Origin of the sequence: Chryseobacterium sp. CH21, assembly GCF_004119445.1 — a bacterium.
Classification (GTDB): domain Bacteria; phylum Bacteroidota; class Bacteroidia; order Flavobacteriales; family Weeksellaceae; genus Chryseobacterium.
In genome coordinates, this window is the sequence record NZ_QICI01000076.1 from 1 (window position 1) to 15,955 (window position 15,955).

The window sequence follows — 15,955 nt, forward strand, 5'->3', positions numbered from 1 at the left end:
AAAATATTTTTCCACATAGAGAGTTTTGTCTAAGCCCTTGATAATTGGTCGCAAACCTTAATTTCTATTATGACCTTACTCTCAAAGAAACAGGGTTCATAATCTTTGCATAGGTCTAAAAACCTTTGGCGCTTAATGATTCACCCTGTTTCTTGTGGATTAATTAATACTATAAAGTTAATTTACGTAATTCAAAAAACTTTATAATACAAACTAAAGGGCGTTACACTCAGCAAAGGGATTCGAGTAATATTTATATCAACTAACCCACTATTCAATAGGAACGGACTTTAGCCCGTTTAATAAAAACAAAATTTCCAACGGCTTTAGCATAAATTTTATTCTGATTATGAATTTTGCAAGTTTGATTCTTACGGAATGACAATGTGAATGGATAAATAAGGCGTATAGTTTGTCTATTCCGTAGGAATCTACCCTTTACAATATCAACACTTTAATTCACTAATACTATCACTCACAAACTCTCTAATCCTCTCGCTCAACACACCTCATCCCAAAAACATCAGAATTCTTTACCAAAGATTAAATATAATATCTGGATTTCTGCGGAATGACAAACTGGGTGGCTATACATTGCTGCCGATTAAAAACGAAAACTCCCCACATTACTGTGAGGAGTTTCCTGTTTATGATTATAATAAGCTGATTTATCTTTGAACTGCTTTTTTCATATTAGCATCAGGACGTAAAATTCTGTAACGAACTTCAATATCTTTCGGTACATAGAATACCAATGGAAGTTTGCTGTTGTATCTTACCGTTTCAGGTTTTAGGGTAACAAACTTTTTGGTCAGTTTTTTATCCATACATCCCATTAGTGTTCCTGCTGTTTCCCCTTTAGATTCTACTTCATAATAGTTATATCCCCATCCCTGAAGGTCCTGGGTTTTCATTTCTCCCATTAAGAAATAGTTGTTACAGTCTAACATTTTCTCAGCTCCTACAAAAAGTTCAACTTTTAAATCGTTTTCATTTTTTGCTACAGGAAGCTGAATATATACTTGCTTATATCCGTCTTTTGCTTTGGGGAACATTTCAATCTTTAGTTTTTCAAACTTTTCTGCTTTCTTTTGTGCGAAAGCATTTACTCCAGCCATTAATACTAATCCTGTGATTAAAGTTTTAGAAAATTTCATCTTTTAATAATTTTTTTAATTGATACTATCTTAATTCCAAAAACTATTCCAAAATTAAACAATTGTTTGATTTTTCGATTTAATTCTATTTTTATTTTTAAATCTTTAACAAAAAAACTGCAGTAAAAATTACTACAGTTTTCTATGTTGATCAGTTACTCTGAAATGGTCACATTACTTCCTTTTGTATGCGCATTCATCTGCGGTGCGTAATAATTCTGCATGGTTGTAATTCCGTTGGAGAATTTACCGGATGCATTGGCTACCACATCGTATTCAAATACATATTTTCCTTTTGGCATGTATTGAATATAGAAATTCGTAGAGGCATCTTTAGTCGACTGATAATATCCCAGGTTATTCTTCCATTGATATCCTGACAATACATCTACAGGTTCGAATCCTGCGGCACGCATATCTTTAATATGAATGAATTCCATAGCTCTGTCTGTGTTCAGAATCATTCTTACGGTTACTTTATCTCCTACTTTCAATGGTGTTTCAGAAGAGATTTTCTGAAGTTCTTCTCCGTTCACCGTTTTTACTTTTTTATAAAGTTCTTTTGTTACAGAGATATAGTTTTCAGAAGATTTAATTTTATCAAGGTCTTCATAATACTGCCAGAATAATCCTCCCTGAACAATTCCGGGACCTGGTTTTGTAACGGTTACGGTTGCTAAGTTTTTATCTATAGCTTCTGGTTTCACTGTTGATTTCACATATCCTGTAGCTTGTGTCTGAGGAGCTAATTCTTTTCCGCCCCAAACAATGGTGGCTTTATCACTTTCTGTTCCAGTCCATGATTTTCCTGAATTTAAAATAGTAAAGATCACTTCCGCTGTTCCTCTTGAGCTTCCCCATGAGTTGACTTCTTTCTGCGTTACCAGCCAGATTTTCATGTCTTCAATGAAATTTTGGTTGTTAGATTGCAACTTATTGAAAGCTTCCAATGCTCCGGCATGGTTGACTACTTTAGAACCGAACCATCCCCAATCATTCAGGTTTTGTTTCCAATAGATACCTTGTGTTTTGGTATCTGTGGAGGTTTCCTTAAGATATGTCATTAATTTAGAAGAAACATCTTTCAGACCATAATCATTCATTAATAATGCGGCACGGTGAAGTCCGAAGAATGTAAAATCGGTAATTTTAGCTGTCTTTGCTTTTTGTTTCACTAATGTTTTCAGGGTAGCACCTTTTCCTTTCAAAGGATATTGCTGTTCCCAGTAGTTTCTGGTATCAAGATAATCTATTGCCCAGTTATTCCAGACATTTCCTTTTTTCACATCGAAATACTTGCTGACTTCATTGTCTACATACTGAATCAGTTTGGCTACGATCGTTTTCTGCTCTGAACTTTGATAGTCCTTCACATTATCTTTTAACCAAGAATTGATTTTTCCAAGGTTTTTAAGGATATACAATGATGTTCCGTAAGAACTTGGATAACCAGGATACCAAGAGAATCCACCATCAGGGTTCTGTAACTTTTTGAAATCATCCCAATCCTGATTGATAGAATTTTTCATTGTATTTGCATCAAATAATAACGCAAGCTTTTGCATCTGCTCGCCTTCATTTTTGCTTTCTAATACCCAAGGAGTTTCTTCCAATAACAATTGCTTCAATTCCTGATTTTTTTCAAGATTTGAATTTAATAATCCTTTGTTCTGATATTCCTCGAAAATAGTTTTCATTTTCGGATTGGCCTTAAATATTTCTGAAGCCAACACGTCTGCAAACCATTTATTAAAGATGACATCCGCAGAGTTATTCTGATCATTTTTCAGACTCGGAAGAGCAAACATGATCTCCCAGATCGGATTGGTAGTCAGCTCCAGTGTATTGGAAACATTAGAAGCTGTTGTGGAGGTATTGTTTTTAAGATTATCCAGTACAAAAGTTTTGGTTTCGCCTTCTTTCACAAAAACCGGAACGGCATCTGTTACCAGCATTCTGTTAGGTAATACAGCAACGGCTTGTTGTTCTCCATCGGAATACGCTCCTGCTTTCGCAACCACTTTGAAGATAATGGAAGAAACATTGTCCGGAACTTTCAATTTCCATGTCAATGCACTGCTTCCGTTTTCATTCAGACTGAAGTTTTGTACTCCTGAAGTGATTCCGAATTTAGAAGAAATATTTTCATTGGTAAAGGCATCCAGGATCTGTAATTCAGCAGAACCATTTAGTTTTTTATCGGTAAGGTTTGATAGTTTCGACTGCAGATTCAGTTCGTCATCTTCTCTCAGGAATCTCGGATAATTTGGCGTTACTGAGAATTCTTTTTGAGTTACCACTTCTTTTTCCAACGTAGCAGCTCTTGCATCCTGAGTGTGTGCAAGGAACATTAATTTCCATTTTGTCAACGCTTCCGGAGATGTGAACTCAAAACTTACATTTCCTTCTGCATCAGTTTTTAAATCCGGATAGAAGAATGCCGTTTCATTCAGATTTTTACGGACAGCTACTTTATCCAGCTCTTTTGCTTTATCATCCTGATCTATCACTCCGTCTGCATTAGAAGCCATTGCATCTACCTCCTCATTCACCGCAACTTCTCTTGCAACTGTAGCTTTAGCAGTCTTAAATCTTGCCCCTGCAATGGGTGCTGGCGGGGCCATATGACTTTCAACCATCACTCCTGCTGCTTGTCCTTGTAATGTATAGAAAAGGTCGCCATCAAACCAGTTAAACTGCGGAACCTGCACTTCTCTGCCATCGAAATATGCTAGTCTCTTCTGATAGCTTTCCTGTTGCAGATAATTTCTGATCCCATAAGAAGTAACAATCACAAATGGAGTATATAGTTTTCTCCAGCTATAATTGTTTGCAGCAAATTGATCCAACGACATATCATACATATTCGCCAATACCTCTGCACTGATCTTTTCGTTATCATTTCCGGTTACTTTTACCGTCCATTTTTCCTTCACATTAGGTTCCAGTTTATCTCTGAATGTTACCGTTTCAATTTTCAAAGGTTTTTCTGTGTCTTTTATTTTTAAAGAAACAGATTCTGTATTCACATCATTAAATGCTACCAGCTGAAACTGAAGGTTCAGATCTGATACACTTTTATCTTTAGGAATTTCAGCAGTATATTTTAATATTCCTTTTTTCATCTGATGAACTTCTGAAACCGTTTTTCCAGATCCATCCTGAACAAAAACATTTACCAAAGCATCAGGAACTGCTGAGTAAACATAAACTTTTGCCTTTTCTCCTCTTGATAATTCTTCTTTCGGAGCAATGACTGTAAGGAATGTTTTCTGAGTTGATTTTAAAGCTGTTTTATCCCAAACACTGAAATACTGTGAAGTTTTGATGGTATCTTTTCCTTCAATATTAAAAAGTTCAAGTTCATAATCTCCGGTTTCCAGTTTTCCAAGGTCAAGCTGAGCATTATCGGCGGATGGCTGCTGTTGTCTTTCAACCACTACTTTTTCAGTTTTCCAATTCTTGATCTCATCATTTTTATCAAAAAGATCGTGTGGGAATTTGCTGATGAATTCTTCTTTTGAATATTTCGGCAGATTTTGAACATCAGATTTGAAATTCTCTCTGAAAATCCTATCCGGAGCAGTTAATTTTGATAGCTTAACCTGATATGGCTTCTTAAGATTCTGATCGTTGTAATTTTTGGTTTCTACCTTCACTTTCACATTTTCATCTGCAAAAATATTGCTGATGTTTTCTGCCTGAATATAGTGAGAGACCGAAGCTACTTTTAATTGTGTATTGGCAATCTGCGTTTCTCCGTTGATGTCTGTAACAGAAGCATTGATTGCATAATTATCAATCTGGATTCCTTCCAGTTTTTCATCTTTTTTAAGCTCCAAATGAATGATAAATTCTCCTTTTTCATTGGTTTTTGCTTCACCCAGAATAGAATTTTCGTTATCATCATTCTGCGGATACCAGCTGAAATATCTCCATCTGATATTTTGTTTTTTGATTTCATAGTTCACTGTAGTATTACTCAGTGGAACACCGGAAAACATAACTGCTTTCCCTTTTAAATCAATAGTCTGGCCATATTTATATTCATCTTTTACCGGATCAAAGGTTACTTCAAATTTTGGTCTCTTGTATTCTTCTACCCTGAAGTTCTTATATCCCTGGCTTTCTCCATCTATTCTCAGATAAAAATTACCGTTTAATTTTCCTTTCGGAAGGATAAAACTTCCGTGATAAGAGCCAAATTCATTGGTGGTAAATTCCTGTGAAGAAACCTCTTCGCTATTGGTATTCAACAACGTAATTTTTTGTTTTAATCCTGAAAGCACAGCTTCAACTTCTTTATTCATTCTGGTGTTGATCACCTTGAAATAAACAGTCTGTCCGGGACGGTAGATTCCTCTGTCAATGAAAATCTGAGCTGTTGAACGGGTTTGTTTATTTGGATTATAATCATCAGCATACCCTCTGTTTCCATACACCTGCATGATCTGGAAATCATTGGTTTTGGGCTGCTGAATCAGGAATGTTCTGTAATAGTCTTTGTTTTCAGAAGAAGGAAACATAAATACTCCGTTTGTATTGGTTGTTCCTTCAATTTTGGTTAATGTTTTATTGGAAACAAATTCATAAAATCGAAGACCTTCATTGGCTAAAGGTTTCCCATTTTCACTGTTTACCAATTTCAATTCATCAGAAAGAGGCTTTCTGTCTGTTTTAGATTGATAGATGATTCTGTTTCCTGAAACCAGAAAATAGAAGTTTTGTCTGAAATCCGTATCTTTCATATCTGCTCCTGCCACAGTAAATTCTGCAACATACACTCCTGAAGGAAGTGGTTTCACTTCCAGTGAAGTTTTATGATTCTGATAATCCTTAGGATCCGGAAGCAGAAATGTTTCTTTTCTTACGAGATTCTTTTTTAGTTTAGTGAAGATATCGGAATAAGAGTCCTGAACATACCGAAGTAATGAGGTAAAATCATCTTTTACTTCATAAATATTCAGGGTAAATTCTGATACATTTTTGTATTCTGCCACAAAATGAATCGGCAGATTATTCTGAGTCTGAGATTCGTATTTTAAGTTGAGATATGGATTGATAATCTGAGCTTCTTTGCTTTTGATATTATCAAGGAAAAGAGATTTTGGATATTCACTTTTAGCCTGACCAGCCAATGCGATTGCTTCTTTAGGTTTCTTCTGATTAACGAGCTCATCCATAATGTCTGCCATGATCATTACTTTATAATCACCTTCCACATTAGATTTCACAAGATCCTGAAGCTGCTGAAGTTTGTCTTTACAATGATTGAAATTACAGTTTTCTGTGATCTTCACTTTCATGAAATAGAGTTTTGCATTCCCACTGTTCTGGGCAATCAGTTCATCATAAATGGCATTAATTGTTGTATGGTTTGCTGTAAGTTCATTTTTAGTGAAAATATTATTTTCAGATAAAAATTCTATTTTCTTGACTGCATACCACTCCGATAGCGTTGGAAAATAAGATACATCATCTGTTCCGGAAAAAATATTCTTATATTTTTCCAGAGAGATTTTTTTCATTTCAGCTTTCTCCTGATCAAGATCCTGATAATTTTTCGTTAAATAATTTTTGAAATCAAGCTTACTCCAGGTTTCAATCTGTGAAACATCCTGAGAATTGATATTGGTTCTTCCGTTTATTTTCCATGAATTCTGATTGTAATAATCCATGAAGAAACCATTCAGCAGAACTTTATAAACCAGTTTACCTTCTCCATTTATTTTGCCTTCTGCATCTTTAAGTTTTTTGAAAAACTGAGAAGCGGCATCATTCTGATCATCATCCACTGTTTGGTTTACAATACTGAATTCCGCTTTCAGAGAACGGATCAGCTCGAAGGCATTATTTTCTTTCATGGCTTGTTTTTGTATGTCTAAAATAATGGGAAGATTAGATTTATAGGCTCCTTTTGTACTGTTATCAGACACTTTTTTCCATTGGGTATCATAATATTTTTGTGCCGATACCGTTGAAAAGCTTAGCATTACAAGCAAAAGCAGAAAAATCTTGGAAAATCTTTTCATATATATTAATTTTGATAAATGAACATCTTAAAAATACTGAAAAAAACCGTCATAGACAGCCAGATTTATGTCTCCCTTATGGGAACTCTTTTTGCAGTATTTTTCATGAAAGAGCAAAACACATTCCGTTTCCCCACTTTTGCACTTATTTTCATCACTTATTTCAGTGGTTATCTGTATACTAAATATCAATATACCAGGCATTTCTTCAAAATTGTGGTCATCAATGCCATTGCAGGAATTGTTTGTGCTTTTTTAATCATCCATAATCATAATGAAATAAGACTTTTGAAATGGTTTATTATTGTAGTTTTGGGATTGCTTTACAACAGCTTTTTTCTTGATGTTTATATCCGGAAAATCCCTTTACTGAAGGTTTTCTATGTAGGATTGGTATGGGCATTGGTCAACTGCTGGCTTACCCTTCCGGAATTCAGTATCCCTATTTTTCTGATCAGCTTCTTCTTCATTACTGCCCTTGTTCTTCCTTTCGACATACGGGATATGAAAAGTGATACCGTAAAAACTTTCCCCATGCTAATAGGAGTAGATAACACGAAGTATATCGCTTATGTTCTTGTTTTTATCAGCAATATGATTGGGATCTTTTATCTTGAATTACAATATGCCCTGGCTTTTTTTATGGCAAGCATTGTAACTTATATTCTTATCTATTTCTCTGATAATAAAAGAGATGACGCTTATTACTCATTTGGGGTAGAAACTTGTTCGGCACTTCCTTTTTTATTTTTACTAATAATGGAGTATTTTTGACGAATGATTATCAAAAAGCTTTCCCTCTACAATTTCAAAAACCACTCTGAGAAAAAATTTGAATTTTCCCCGCAGATCAACTGTTTTGTGGGAAATAATGGTGTGGGAAAGACCAATATACTGGATGCATTGCATTATTTGTCGGTAGGAAAAAGCTTTTTAGGAAATACTGATTTTAACAATATTAAAAAGGAGGAAGACTTTTTTACTATTGATGCTGAAATTCAGAATAAAGACAGTGAAGATATCATCAGAATTACCCAACCCAAGGAATCTAAAAAGGTGATCAAAAAAATGATAAAAGCTATGACAGGCTTGCAGATCATATTGGATACTTGCCAAGTGTTATGATCTCACCTTATGATTCTAATCTTATTTCAGATTCCGGAGAAAGCAGACGTAAGTTTCTGGATGCGATGATCTCTCAAACGGATTCAGAATATCTTTTTGATCTTATCCAATATCAGAAAACCATTCAACAGCGAAATGCTTTACTGAAATATTTTGCCAAGAACAGAACCTGGGACAAAGATTCATTAGAAATTTATGATGACCCGATCACCAGATTTGGGACTAAAATTTTTAAGAAAAGAAAAGAGTTTGTAGAGCAACTTAACCCTATTGTTCAGAATTTCTATCAGATTATTTCCGGTGGAAAAGAAACTGTATCCGTAATTTATGAATCTCATTTGCTGGAAGATTCTTTTGAAAACCTTTTAAAAGAAAGCCTTGAAAGAGACCGTATGCTGACTTACACTTCAAAAGGAATTCATAAGGATGATCTTCTTTTTGAAATGAATCATGTTTTAATTAAGAAAATCGGATCTCAGGGGCAGCAGAAATCTTTCTTGATCTCTTTAAAACTGGCTCAGATGAGTCTCGTAAAGGAACTCACCAAAAAGACTCCTATCCTGTTGCTTGATGATATTTTTGATAAGCTTGATGATACCAGAGTTTCGCAATTGATTGAACTTGTCAATAAAGAAAGCTTTGGTCAGATTTTCATTACGGATACTCATAGAGAGCGTACTGAAAGTGTTGTGAAAAAGATTAATGAGGAGAGTATAATTTTTGAGTTATGACATCAAAAATCCTCATCTTGTTATTTTCAGTAATTTTTCTTTATTCTTATGGACAAAAGAAAAAACCTGTAGATCTGTTAGCAGAATATCATTCTTTCAAAGATGGTGATCTCAAAAAGAATTTTAAACCCACACCACTCAATAAGAGAATAGCTACTTTCCCTTTTAACAAAGCAACTAAGGTAAAAATTATATCTTATAATCTGAATTTAAAAAGAAGTACTGCTAATTCTTATATAACACCACCGCTGCCGCCAAAAACAAAGGAAGATTCCATTATAATTACAAAATATTATGACAGCATCAAAAAAAATGCAACGTTTGAATTAAGAGAAGCTATTGAACAATCTATCTTTGATGGCATTCAAGAATCTAAAATTTTAACGTTGTCCGAGATTTCAGAACTCACTGATGTAATCTACAACACCTGTGACAAATATTATATTAAATCTGTCTCATCCAGCGGATGTTTTTTCCCAAGAAATGCAATCTTGTTCTATGATGAAAGTGGTAAAATTTTTGCTTATTTTGAAATTTGTTTTGAATGTTCAGGAATTGAATCTTCACCCAGAAATATATTAGATCCTTTCAAAATGTGTGAGTATCTTTATCCTGATTTGCAAAAGTTTTTTAAAAGTAAAGGGTTAGCAACTGAATATGTAGAGAAAAAATAGTATGAAGAAGAAAAAACGTGAATATCAATCCTCTGAACTGGTAAAATCTTTTGCCAGAATTTATGGCTTTGAGCATAAACTTGTTGCTTTTGACATTAAAGATTTCCTTGAAGAATATCTTGATGAAAGTCTTTTCAAAGAAATAAAAAGCGTCAATATAGAAAATGAATGTATTATTATTAGAATTGATTCTCCTCTTTTGAAGCATGATTTCAAAATGCGTAAAAGCTTTTATCTCAAAAAGTTCCAGGATAAATTTGGAGTTGATAAATTTAATGATCTTCAAATTTTATAGGAATAAAGGGGTTAATCCACATAAAATAATTCACCACCATTGAAATTATTTTGAATTCATTGGATTTAATATGTATCTTTAATACCCATTAATAACTCATTTTTACTATGAAAAAGATACTTAAATCAAAGAAATTATCAAGAGAAACATTAAAGGCAACCCAAGGAGCTGGGCAAATGGTTTGCTGTGCTGTAAGTTGTGCAGATCTTAGTCAATGTGGTTTTTGGGAACAGCTTCCCGCAGAATGTCCGGAACTTCCTTATTGTGTTTAAAAAAATAGATCTCTATAGAAAAATGCTACCCGAGGGTAGCATTTTTTATTAGAATTTATAAATATCACTTTTTTTGATATCCTTTAAGTATAATTCCATATTAATTGATATATTTATCATTCAAAAAAAATTAATACTATGAAAAAATCAATTGCATCAAAAAAACTGACAAGAAAAACTTTAAAAACAATACAAGGAGGTGGCGTTGGACAGATCTGCTGTGCTGTAAGCTGCGCTAATGAAAACGAATGTGCTTATTGGACAACTTTACCAACAAAGTGTCCTTTGCTTCCTATTTGCCTTTAATAGTTATAACAATAGAAAAATGCTACCGTTGGGTAGCATTTTTTATATTATTAATGTTCATCTGATTTATTAGAAATAGTGCTGCTCATCAAATCATCTGCCTGTTTATCAAGTCTGGAACGTAATGGCAGAAAGAATTTCAGGGGATGCTTTGTAAAGTACCTGAAAATTTCTTTATAGATTTCACTTACCTGTCCGAAATTCATCTTTCTTGATCTGAATGCCAAGAACATAGACAAACTAAAACTTACTAAAAAGTTGAAGAAACCGATTAGAAATACTGTTACAAAAGACATCCAGAATGTATAAGAATCTACAGAGAAGTCTTTCCCATACAATCCTAATGCAAAGTTTCCTGCTGCGAAAGTAATGTGTCTGATGTCCAGATCCAGTCCGAAAAACATTCCTACCGGAGCTGTTGCACCCAGAAAAACTCCAAACCAGAAATTGGAAATGATTCCCGGCCAGTTTTTAGCATAATATTTTGAAAGTCCTTTTGCAAATTTCTTTCCGAAAAAGCTTCTGATAGAAAGGTTTTTGGCAATTCTTTCGGGTATCTGATAAAATACGGAGTTGTTCCCGATATTCCCTGAGATAATTCCGGAAATAAAAAGATAGAATCCGGCAATACTTGCATGCAGAATTGCTTTTGATTTAAAGGGATCAAGATCTTTTAATAATTTATCAGAACGTTCTACAGCAAGGTTTTGAGAGAAAAATACATCCAGTCCGTAAATGATGGCAAGTGCTACCGGAAAGGCAAGCAATACATTTCCTACAAAGGCAATGAACTGACTTCTGAACAGTTTAGATACCAGATGGGCAAATTCTGTATTGTTTCTTTGGGCATTTCCTTCTTCGGATAATACTTTAGTCATCGTAGCGGCAGTCATTGCCGGCTGTTTTGTAGCTAAAGTAAAGCCCATCAGATAGATCATCACAAATCCCATTGCATAGTTCATGGAGTACAAGAAAGCATGGGAAAAGTCACTGCCAGGGATGTACCCATAAAGCATTTTCAGAACACAGAGTGCTCCTACAATGATTCCTCCACCGCTCGCTTTGTAGAACATAGTCATATATTCTTTTCGGGTAGAAGTAATATAATGCGTTCCGGTTTCTGCAGTGTGATTGGTAATAAGGTGTGAAATCAATCTCGTACTGTCATTGATCAGGTCTGAGATATTATTCTTATGAGATTTATAGTTCAGAATATTAAAAATCAGCTGTTTAGATTTTATCTGAACATCCTCATCGGTATCTATAACCAACAACTGAACAATTTCATAAATTCTTTCAGTCTGCTGACGGATTTTTAACAGAGATTGATTAATCTTTCCTGAAATACCATATTTGGCGGAATTTTTAAAAGCAATATTCACAAACTCCTGACATTGTTCTGCATAGATTTTAATTTGTTTATATCTGCTGTCTTTAGAATGCAGCTGAAGTTCAGGATCTTTTACCAAATCTTCAGCTAGAGTTTCCAGCTCATTCTGAAGGGCAAGAAACGGATTATCCAGATTTCTATACTGCGGAGCCATTCTTACCACTTCCACTTCCATAGCCATCCCTGTAACCCTCCACGAAAGGATATTCATAGAGAAGATGAGCTCTTTTTTCACATTAGGCTTCACAATAAAATCTGAAGCTCCCAGTATGTTTAAAAATTCATTAATCTCATTTTCCGGAAGATTATGCAGGTATCTAAGATCCTTTTGGGGTCTCATACTGACATTATCAATCATATACCAAACTGTTTTTTCATTTTCAACAGGTGGTAAAACTTTATTCAGGATTCTTTTTTTAAGCTCCGGAAAAAAGGCATTTTCTGAAAGGATATTAGCTTCTGTGAGTGAAAGATTGAAAGGTCTTCCTCTAAAAATATTGTGAATGTAATATTTAAAGTTTTCAGCAAAATTAGGATTGCTTCTAAAGAAATTAAGCACATCTGTGAAGTCTGCCTCTTTAATAGTCTCAAGAAACTCTGCAAAGGGTTCTAAAGAAAGGGTTTCATTCTTAAAAGAAAAGTATTTTTTAAGAACTGACTCAAAGTTTGTGCTGGAATTAAAGAATTTCATTAGTACAAAGATACTATTTCAAACTCACATTCCTCATCTGTCTCATGATCCAATTATGTTTCTTTCTTAGATAAGGTGACGGATTTTTTGGATCATATTTCTTCGGATTAGGCAATACAGCAGCAATCCAGGCTGCATCTGAAACACTTAGATCTTTGGATGATTTTCCAAAATAATATTGTGCAGCAGCTTCCACTCCAAATACGCCCTGCCCCATTTCAATGGAGTTCAGGTATCTTTCAAGAATAATATCTTTACTCCATACTTTTTCGATGATAAAGGTATAAACTGCTTCCAGCCCTTTTCTTACCCAGCTTCTGCCTTGCCAAAGAAATACATTCTTCGCAGTCTGCTGGGAAATAGTACTTCCACCTCTTATTTTTTTTCCTTTCTCATTGTTTTTCATCGCTTTTTCGATGGCTGTATAATCAAAACCGTCATGATCAAAGAATTTCTGATCTTCTGAGGCTATTACTGCTTTTTTCACGTTGTTTCCCATCTCATCGTAGGAAATATAATCTCTGTGAAGTTTCCCATATTCAAAAAGCCCTCCTATCTGGGTAAGCGTGATCGGCGGATTAAAGAATCTGCCCCAGATAATAAAGACTACATTCAAAACAAGAATGATGAAGATAAGCTGTTTAATTTTTTTCCACATAATTTGATAACAAGGAAAGGCAAAAATAAGCAAATACTATGATTTACTGCAATTCTTTCATATAAGTAAGCTGATAATCCGGTAAAAGTTCAGGATGAAAGATCTTAATATAGTCTTTAAGAATAAGATCTGCTCTTACCACACCACTTTCGAAAAAATCATTTGCTTTCAGTTTTTCTTTTCCTGCAATGGTATAGATCTTCCCTTTATTGAAGACATCCAGTTTTCCATAAAAAGGATTCATTCCCAGCATTTCTTTTTTCGAAGTATGGCTTCCTGCATTTACCCAATACTGTACACCTCCGGCTTTAGCATACACTTCTTCAAAACTCATTGTCAAAGCTTTTTCATCTTTATTATCCTTCATGATGTAATTGGCATTGGCATCCGAAATATAATGCGCAACAGAAGTATTTCCGCCCGGAAGATACCAGACATCTCCATACATTTCATTAGCAAGAACAACAGGTTTTTCTTTGGCAGTGGAAGCAAGCTTCTTCAAATCATTATAATTTTTTTCAACTTCCTGATATTTTACATCTGCTTCTTTTTCCTTTCCTAAGAGCTCTCCGAAAAGCTTGATGTAAGCCGTTTTTTCCAAAGGCTTCTGCTCCATGTACTCGTCCAGAAATACAACCTGAATCCCATTGTTTTTCAAAAGTTCATAGGTATTATCAAAACTGGCAATATGATTGGTAAAAATAACATCCGGCTTCATCGAAATGATCTTTTCCACATCATATTTCTGTTCGCTTCCTACGTTTTGGATTTTCCCCTCTTTCATCAGATTCTGAATTTTATCTGAATAAATATACTCCGGACTGGAAACTCCTATGATTAAATTTTCTGCTCCAAGCTCCGAAATATACCCTGCCATACTTGCATTCAACAGGATGATTTTCTTAAATGGAGTTTGATTTTGCTTAAAATTATAGGTAAAATTTCCTGATTTCAGTTCCAAACTACCGTCATGTTCCTTATATTGGGTGCGTCCTGAGATATTTGTCCAATCTGTGGACGAAATTTTTGATTCTCTTTTACAGGCAATTAGCGTAAATACCGTAAATAAAAGTAAAATTTTCTGTTTCATTCTCCAAAGAACGGAAAAAAGTGGTATATTTGCAACCGTTAAACAACAAGATAACACAAGGCCTCGTGGCGCAACTGAATAGCGCATCTGATTACGGCTCAGAAGGTTACAGGTTTGAATCCTGTCGAGGTCACCAAAAGCCAAATAGCGCCACTTTAAGACAAGTGGCGTTTTTTTTATTTTACTTTGATAAGAAATTAGTTCATTATACCTACCTCACCTCTTAATTGTATAAAAAGGTAGTAAGATCAAACGAATAAACTAATTATGAATTAGCTTTATAGAAAAGATTTGGCATGGTTTGTATATTCAATTGTATAATGATTTTTATCCTTACCTACATAGATAAACTTATATTTTGGAAGTTGTACCTTATTTAATTTAATATCCTGTTTATTATCAATAGTAATTATAACATCTTTATTGTTAAAAACTATACAAGCAGTCGTAAACCCTAGCATTGATACAGTTTCAGCTCTTTTATAAAGGACTAAACTATATCCATTCTTAACTGTTATAAAATTATTGAATTCGGATGTAAAAGTTAAAAATGATTTATTTTTATCATATGTATTAAATTTTTCAATTAGCACCTTCGAGCGCACATTATCAACAACATTCATCTCTACACCATATTTCTCGGAGATTTTAATAGTTGAACAACCGATAAAAACGAATGGAAATAAAAATATTGTTAAATAACTTATTCTTATATCCATCGTTTTAGAAACAATAAGCCTGAAGATCATATAAATGTAAGCAATACTTATTTATTAGGCATATATGAACATTCTCTAAAAAAGGATAGGTGCTTTTTAAAAACTCAGCTGTTTTACCTTGTTCATCATAGTAATATTTTTCTCTTTTGTTTCTAATTAATATCCATGATTTTAAATTATAGTCAGAATATAATGTATCTTTTTTTGATGTAATAAATGCAAAAATATACTCCTGCAGTGTACTTTTCGGCAATTCTTTATAGGTTTCTATTTCAGAGAGAAAAGCAGCCTTATTCATAAATAAAAACATATGTTCATCAGTTTGGTTCCAAAATATTTGAGGGTTAATATTAGAAGAATAACTATCAACTCCCATAAATCTTACTATTTTTACGGGTTTTGAAAAATCTGAGTAAATATTTTTAATATGACATGATAATAAAAAAAACAATAGGCAAAATGAAACTAATTTTCTCATACTTATTTCTTTATTTTATTTGACAATACTCCGGTCGTTTTTACATCATAACCTTGATGATTGTTTCTTGGAGCTTCTTTTAGATTAATATTTATTTTTTTGAAATTTCTGTAGTATATTTTTCTTCTGCATTTTTAAAATACGGCGATCCCTCCCTAGTGGAAATATCATTTACTCTTGCTACATATTCATTTGTTGTTTTTGACCCATTTGTACTAGTGGTAAAATTATATGCATGTGAACTTGCAACTATTTTTGAGACAAAATTTATATACTCTTTATGCTACATTTTTAGATTGATTAGACATTAAATTTTGATATTCTCTTATGGTTAAAT

The 15,955-nt window shown here is 33.8% G+C and carries 12 protein-coding genes, 1 tRNA gene and 1 pseudogene; 7 read left to right on the top strand and 7 right to left on the bottom strand.

Annotated features, from left to right (window positions below):
* Nucleotides 1-668: 668 nt before the first annotated feature.
* Nucleotides 669-1,157 (bottom strand): serine protease inhibitor ecotin, encoded by a 489-nt coding sequence (gene eco / locus BOQ62_RS16795; protein ID WP_129041288.1) that lies wholly within the window; start codon nucleotides 1,155-1,157, stop codon nucleotides 669-671.
* 155 nt (nucleotides 1,158-1,312) lie between these two features.
* The gene (locus BOQ62_RS16800) at nucleotides 1,313-7,189 is read right to left on the bottom strand and encodes an alpha-2-macroglobulin family protein (protein ID WP_129041290.1); all 5,877 of its coding nucleotides are present in this window, start codon (nucleotides 7,187-7,189) and stop codon (nucleotides 1,313-1,315) included.
* A gap of 18 nt (nucleotides 7,190-7,207) precedes the next feature.
* On the opposite strand from BOQ62_RS16800, the gene BOQ62_RS16805 reads away from it, so the two are divergent.
* The 6 genes and pseudogenes from BOQ62_RS16805 (at nucleotide 7,208) to BOQ62_RS22570 (ending at nucleotide 10,592) form a co-directional block, all read left to right on the top strand.
* Nucleotides 7,208-7,963, top strand: a complete 756-nt coding sequence (locus BOQ62_RS16805; RefSeq protein ID WP_129041292.1) for a hypothetical protein — start codon at nucleotides 7,208-7,210, stop codon at nucleotides 7,961-7,963.
* Between the two features lie 3 nt (nucleotides 7,964-7,966).
* Nucleotides 7,967-9,045, top strand: a pseudogene (gene recF / locus BOQ62_RS16810) (DNA replication/repair protein RecF).
* A 17-nt stretch (nucleotides 9,046-9,062) separates the two neighbouring features.
* Nucleotides 9,063-9,719, top strand: coding sequence for a hypothetical protein (locus tag BOQ62_RS16815; RefSeq protein ID WP_129041294.1), 657 nt, complete (start codon nucleotides 9,063-9,065; stop codon nucleotides 9,717-9,719).
* 1 nt (nucleotide 9,720) lies between these two features.
* On the top strand, nucleotides 9,721-10,014 hold the full coding sequence (locus BOQ62_RS16820) for a hypothetical protein (RefSeq protein WP_129041296.1): 294 nt from the start codon (nucleotides 9,721-9,723) through the stop codon (nucleotides 10,012-10,014).
* 107 nt (nucleotides 10,015-10,121) lie between these two features.
* Nucleotides 10,122-10,286, top strand: coding sequence for a hypothetical protein (locus tag BOQ62_RS22565; protein ID WP_164976773.1), 165 nt, complete (start codon nucleotides 10,122-10,124; stop codon nucleotides 10,284-10,286).
* Between the two features lie 138 nt (nucleotides 10,287-10,424).
* The gene (locus tag BOQ62_RS22570) at nucleotides 10,425-10,592 is read left to right on the top strand and encodes a hypothetical protein (protein ID WP_157885754.1); all 168 of its coding nucleotides are present in this window, start codon (nucleotides 10,425-10,427) and stop codon (nucleotides 10,590-10,592) included.
* Between the two features lie 50 nt (nucleotides 10,593-10,642).
* Here the strand turns inward: BOQ62_RS22570 and BOQ62_RS16825 are convergent, their stop codons facing one another.
* The 3 genes from BOQ62_RS16825 to BOQ62_RS16835 are packed head-to-tail and all read right to left on the bottom strand — an operon-like array spanning nucleotide 10,643 to nucleotide 14,421.
* Entirely contained in the window at nucleotides 10,643-12,673 is a 2,031-nt protein-coding gene (locus BOQ62_RS16825) for a recombinase (protein WP_129041298.1), read from the bottom strand.
* Nucleotides 12,674-12,686: 13 nt separating this feature from the next.
* On the bottom strand, nucleotides 12,687-13,331 hold the full coding sequence (gene mtgA / locus BOQ62_RS16830; protein ID WP_129041300.1) for a monofunctional biosynthetic peptidoglycan transglycosylase: 645 nt from the start codon (nucleotides 13,329-13,331) through the stop codon (nucleotides 12,687-12,689).
* 43 nt (nucleotides 13,332-13,374) lie between these two features.
* A complete protein-coding gene (locus BOQ62_RS16835; protein WP_228414247.1) occupies nucleotides 13,375-14,421 on the bottom strand; it encodes an ABC transporter substrate-binding protein in 1,047 nt (348 codons plus the stop codon).
* A 59-nt stretch (nucleotides 14,422-14,480) separates the two neighbouring features.
* Here BOQ62_RS16835 and BOQ62_RS16840 point away from each other — a divergent pair.
* Nucleotides 14,481-14,557: transfer RNA gene (locus BOQ62_RS16840), tRNA-Arg, on the top strand.
* 142 nt (nucleotides 14,558-14,699) lie between these two features.
* Here the strand turns inward: BOQ62_RS16840 and BOQ62_RS16845 are convergent.
* Both BOQ62_RS16845 and BOQ62_RS16850 read right to left on the bottom strand, forming a co-directional pair.
* Nucleotides 14,700-15,140, bottom strand: a complete 441-nt coding sequence (locus BOQ62_RS16845) for a hypothetical protein (protein ID WP_129041302.1) — start codon at nucleotides 15,138-15,140, stop codon at nucleotides 14,700-14,702.
* Between the two features lie 4 nt (nucleotides 15,141-15,144).
* The gene (locus tag BOQ62_RS16850; RefSeq protein ID WP_129041304.1) at nucleotides 15,145-15,618 is read right to left on the bottom strand and encodes a hypothetical protein; all 474 of its coding nucleotides are present in this window, start codon (nucleotides 15,616-15,618) and stop codon (nucleotides 15,145-15,147) included.
* Nucleotides 15,619-15,955: the final 337 nt, after the last annotated feature.

Bases quoted from the DNA above. Each gene is read 5' to 3' on its own strand.
- eco (WP_129041288.1), bottom strand. From the start codon at position 1,157: ATGAAATTTTCTAAAACTTTAATCACAGGATTAGTATTAATGGCTGGA.
- BOQ62_RS16800 (WP_129041290.1), bottom strand. From the start codon at position 7,189: ATGAAAAGATTTTCCAAGATTTTTCTGCTTTTGCTTGTAATGCTAAGC.
- BOQ62_RS16805 (WP_129041292.1), top strand. From the start codon at position 7,208: ATGAACATCTTAAAAATACTGAAAAAAACCGTCATAGACAGCCAGATT.
- BOQ62_RS16820 (WP_129041296.1), top strand. From the start codon at position 9,721: ATGAAGAAGAAAAAACGTGAATATCAATCCTCTGAACTGGTAAAATCT.
- BOQ62_RS22565 (WP_164976773.1), top strand. From the start codon at position 10,122: ATGAAAAAGATACTTAAATCAAAGAAATTATCAAGAGAAACATTAAAG.
- BOQ62_RS22570 (WP_157885754.1), top strand. From the start codon at position 10,425: ATGAAAAAATCAATTGCATCAAAAAAACTGACAAGAAAAACTTTAAAA.
- BOQ62_RS16825 (WP_129041298.1), bottom strand. From the start codon at position 12,673: ATGAAATTCTTTAATTCCAGCACAAACTTTGAGTCAGTTCTTAAAAAA.
- mtgA (WP_129041300.1), bottom strand. From the start codon at position 13,331: ATGTGGAAAAAAATTAAACAGCTTATCTTCATCATTCTTGTTTTGAAT.
- BOQ62_RS16835 (WP_228414247.1), bottom strand. From the start codon at position 14,421: ATGAAACAGAAAATTTTACTTTTATTTACGGTATTTACGCTAATTGCC.
- BOQ62_RS16845 (WP_129041302.1), bottom strand. From the start codon at position 15,140: ATGGATATAAGAATAAGTTATTTAACAATATTTTTATTTCCATTCGTT.
- BOQ62_RS16850 (WP_129041304.1), bottom strand. From the start codon at position 15,618: ATGAGAAAATTAGTTTCATTTTGCCTATTGTTTTTTTTATTATCATGT.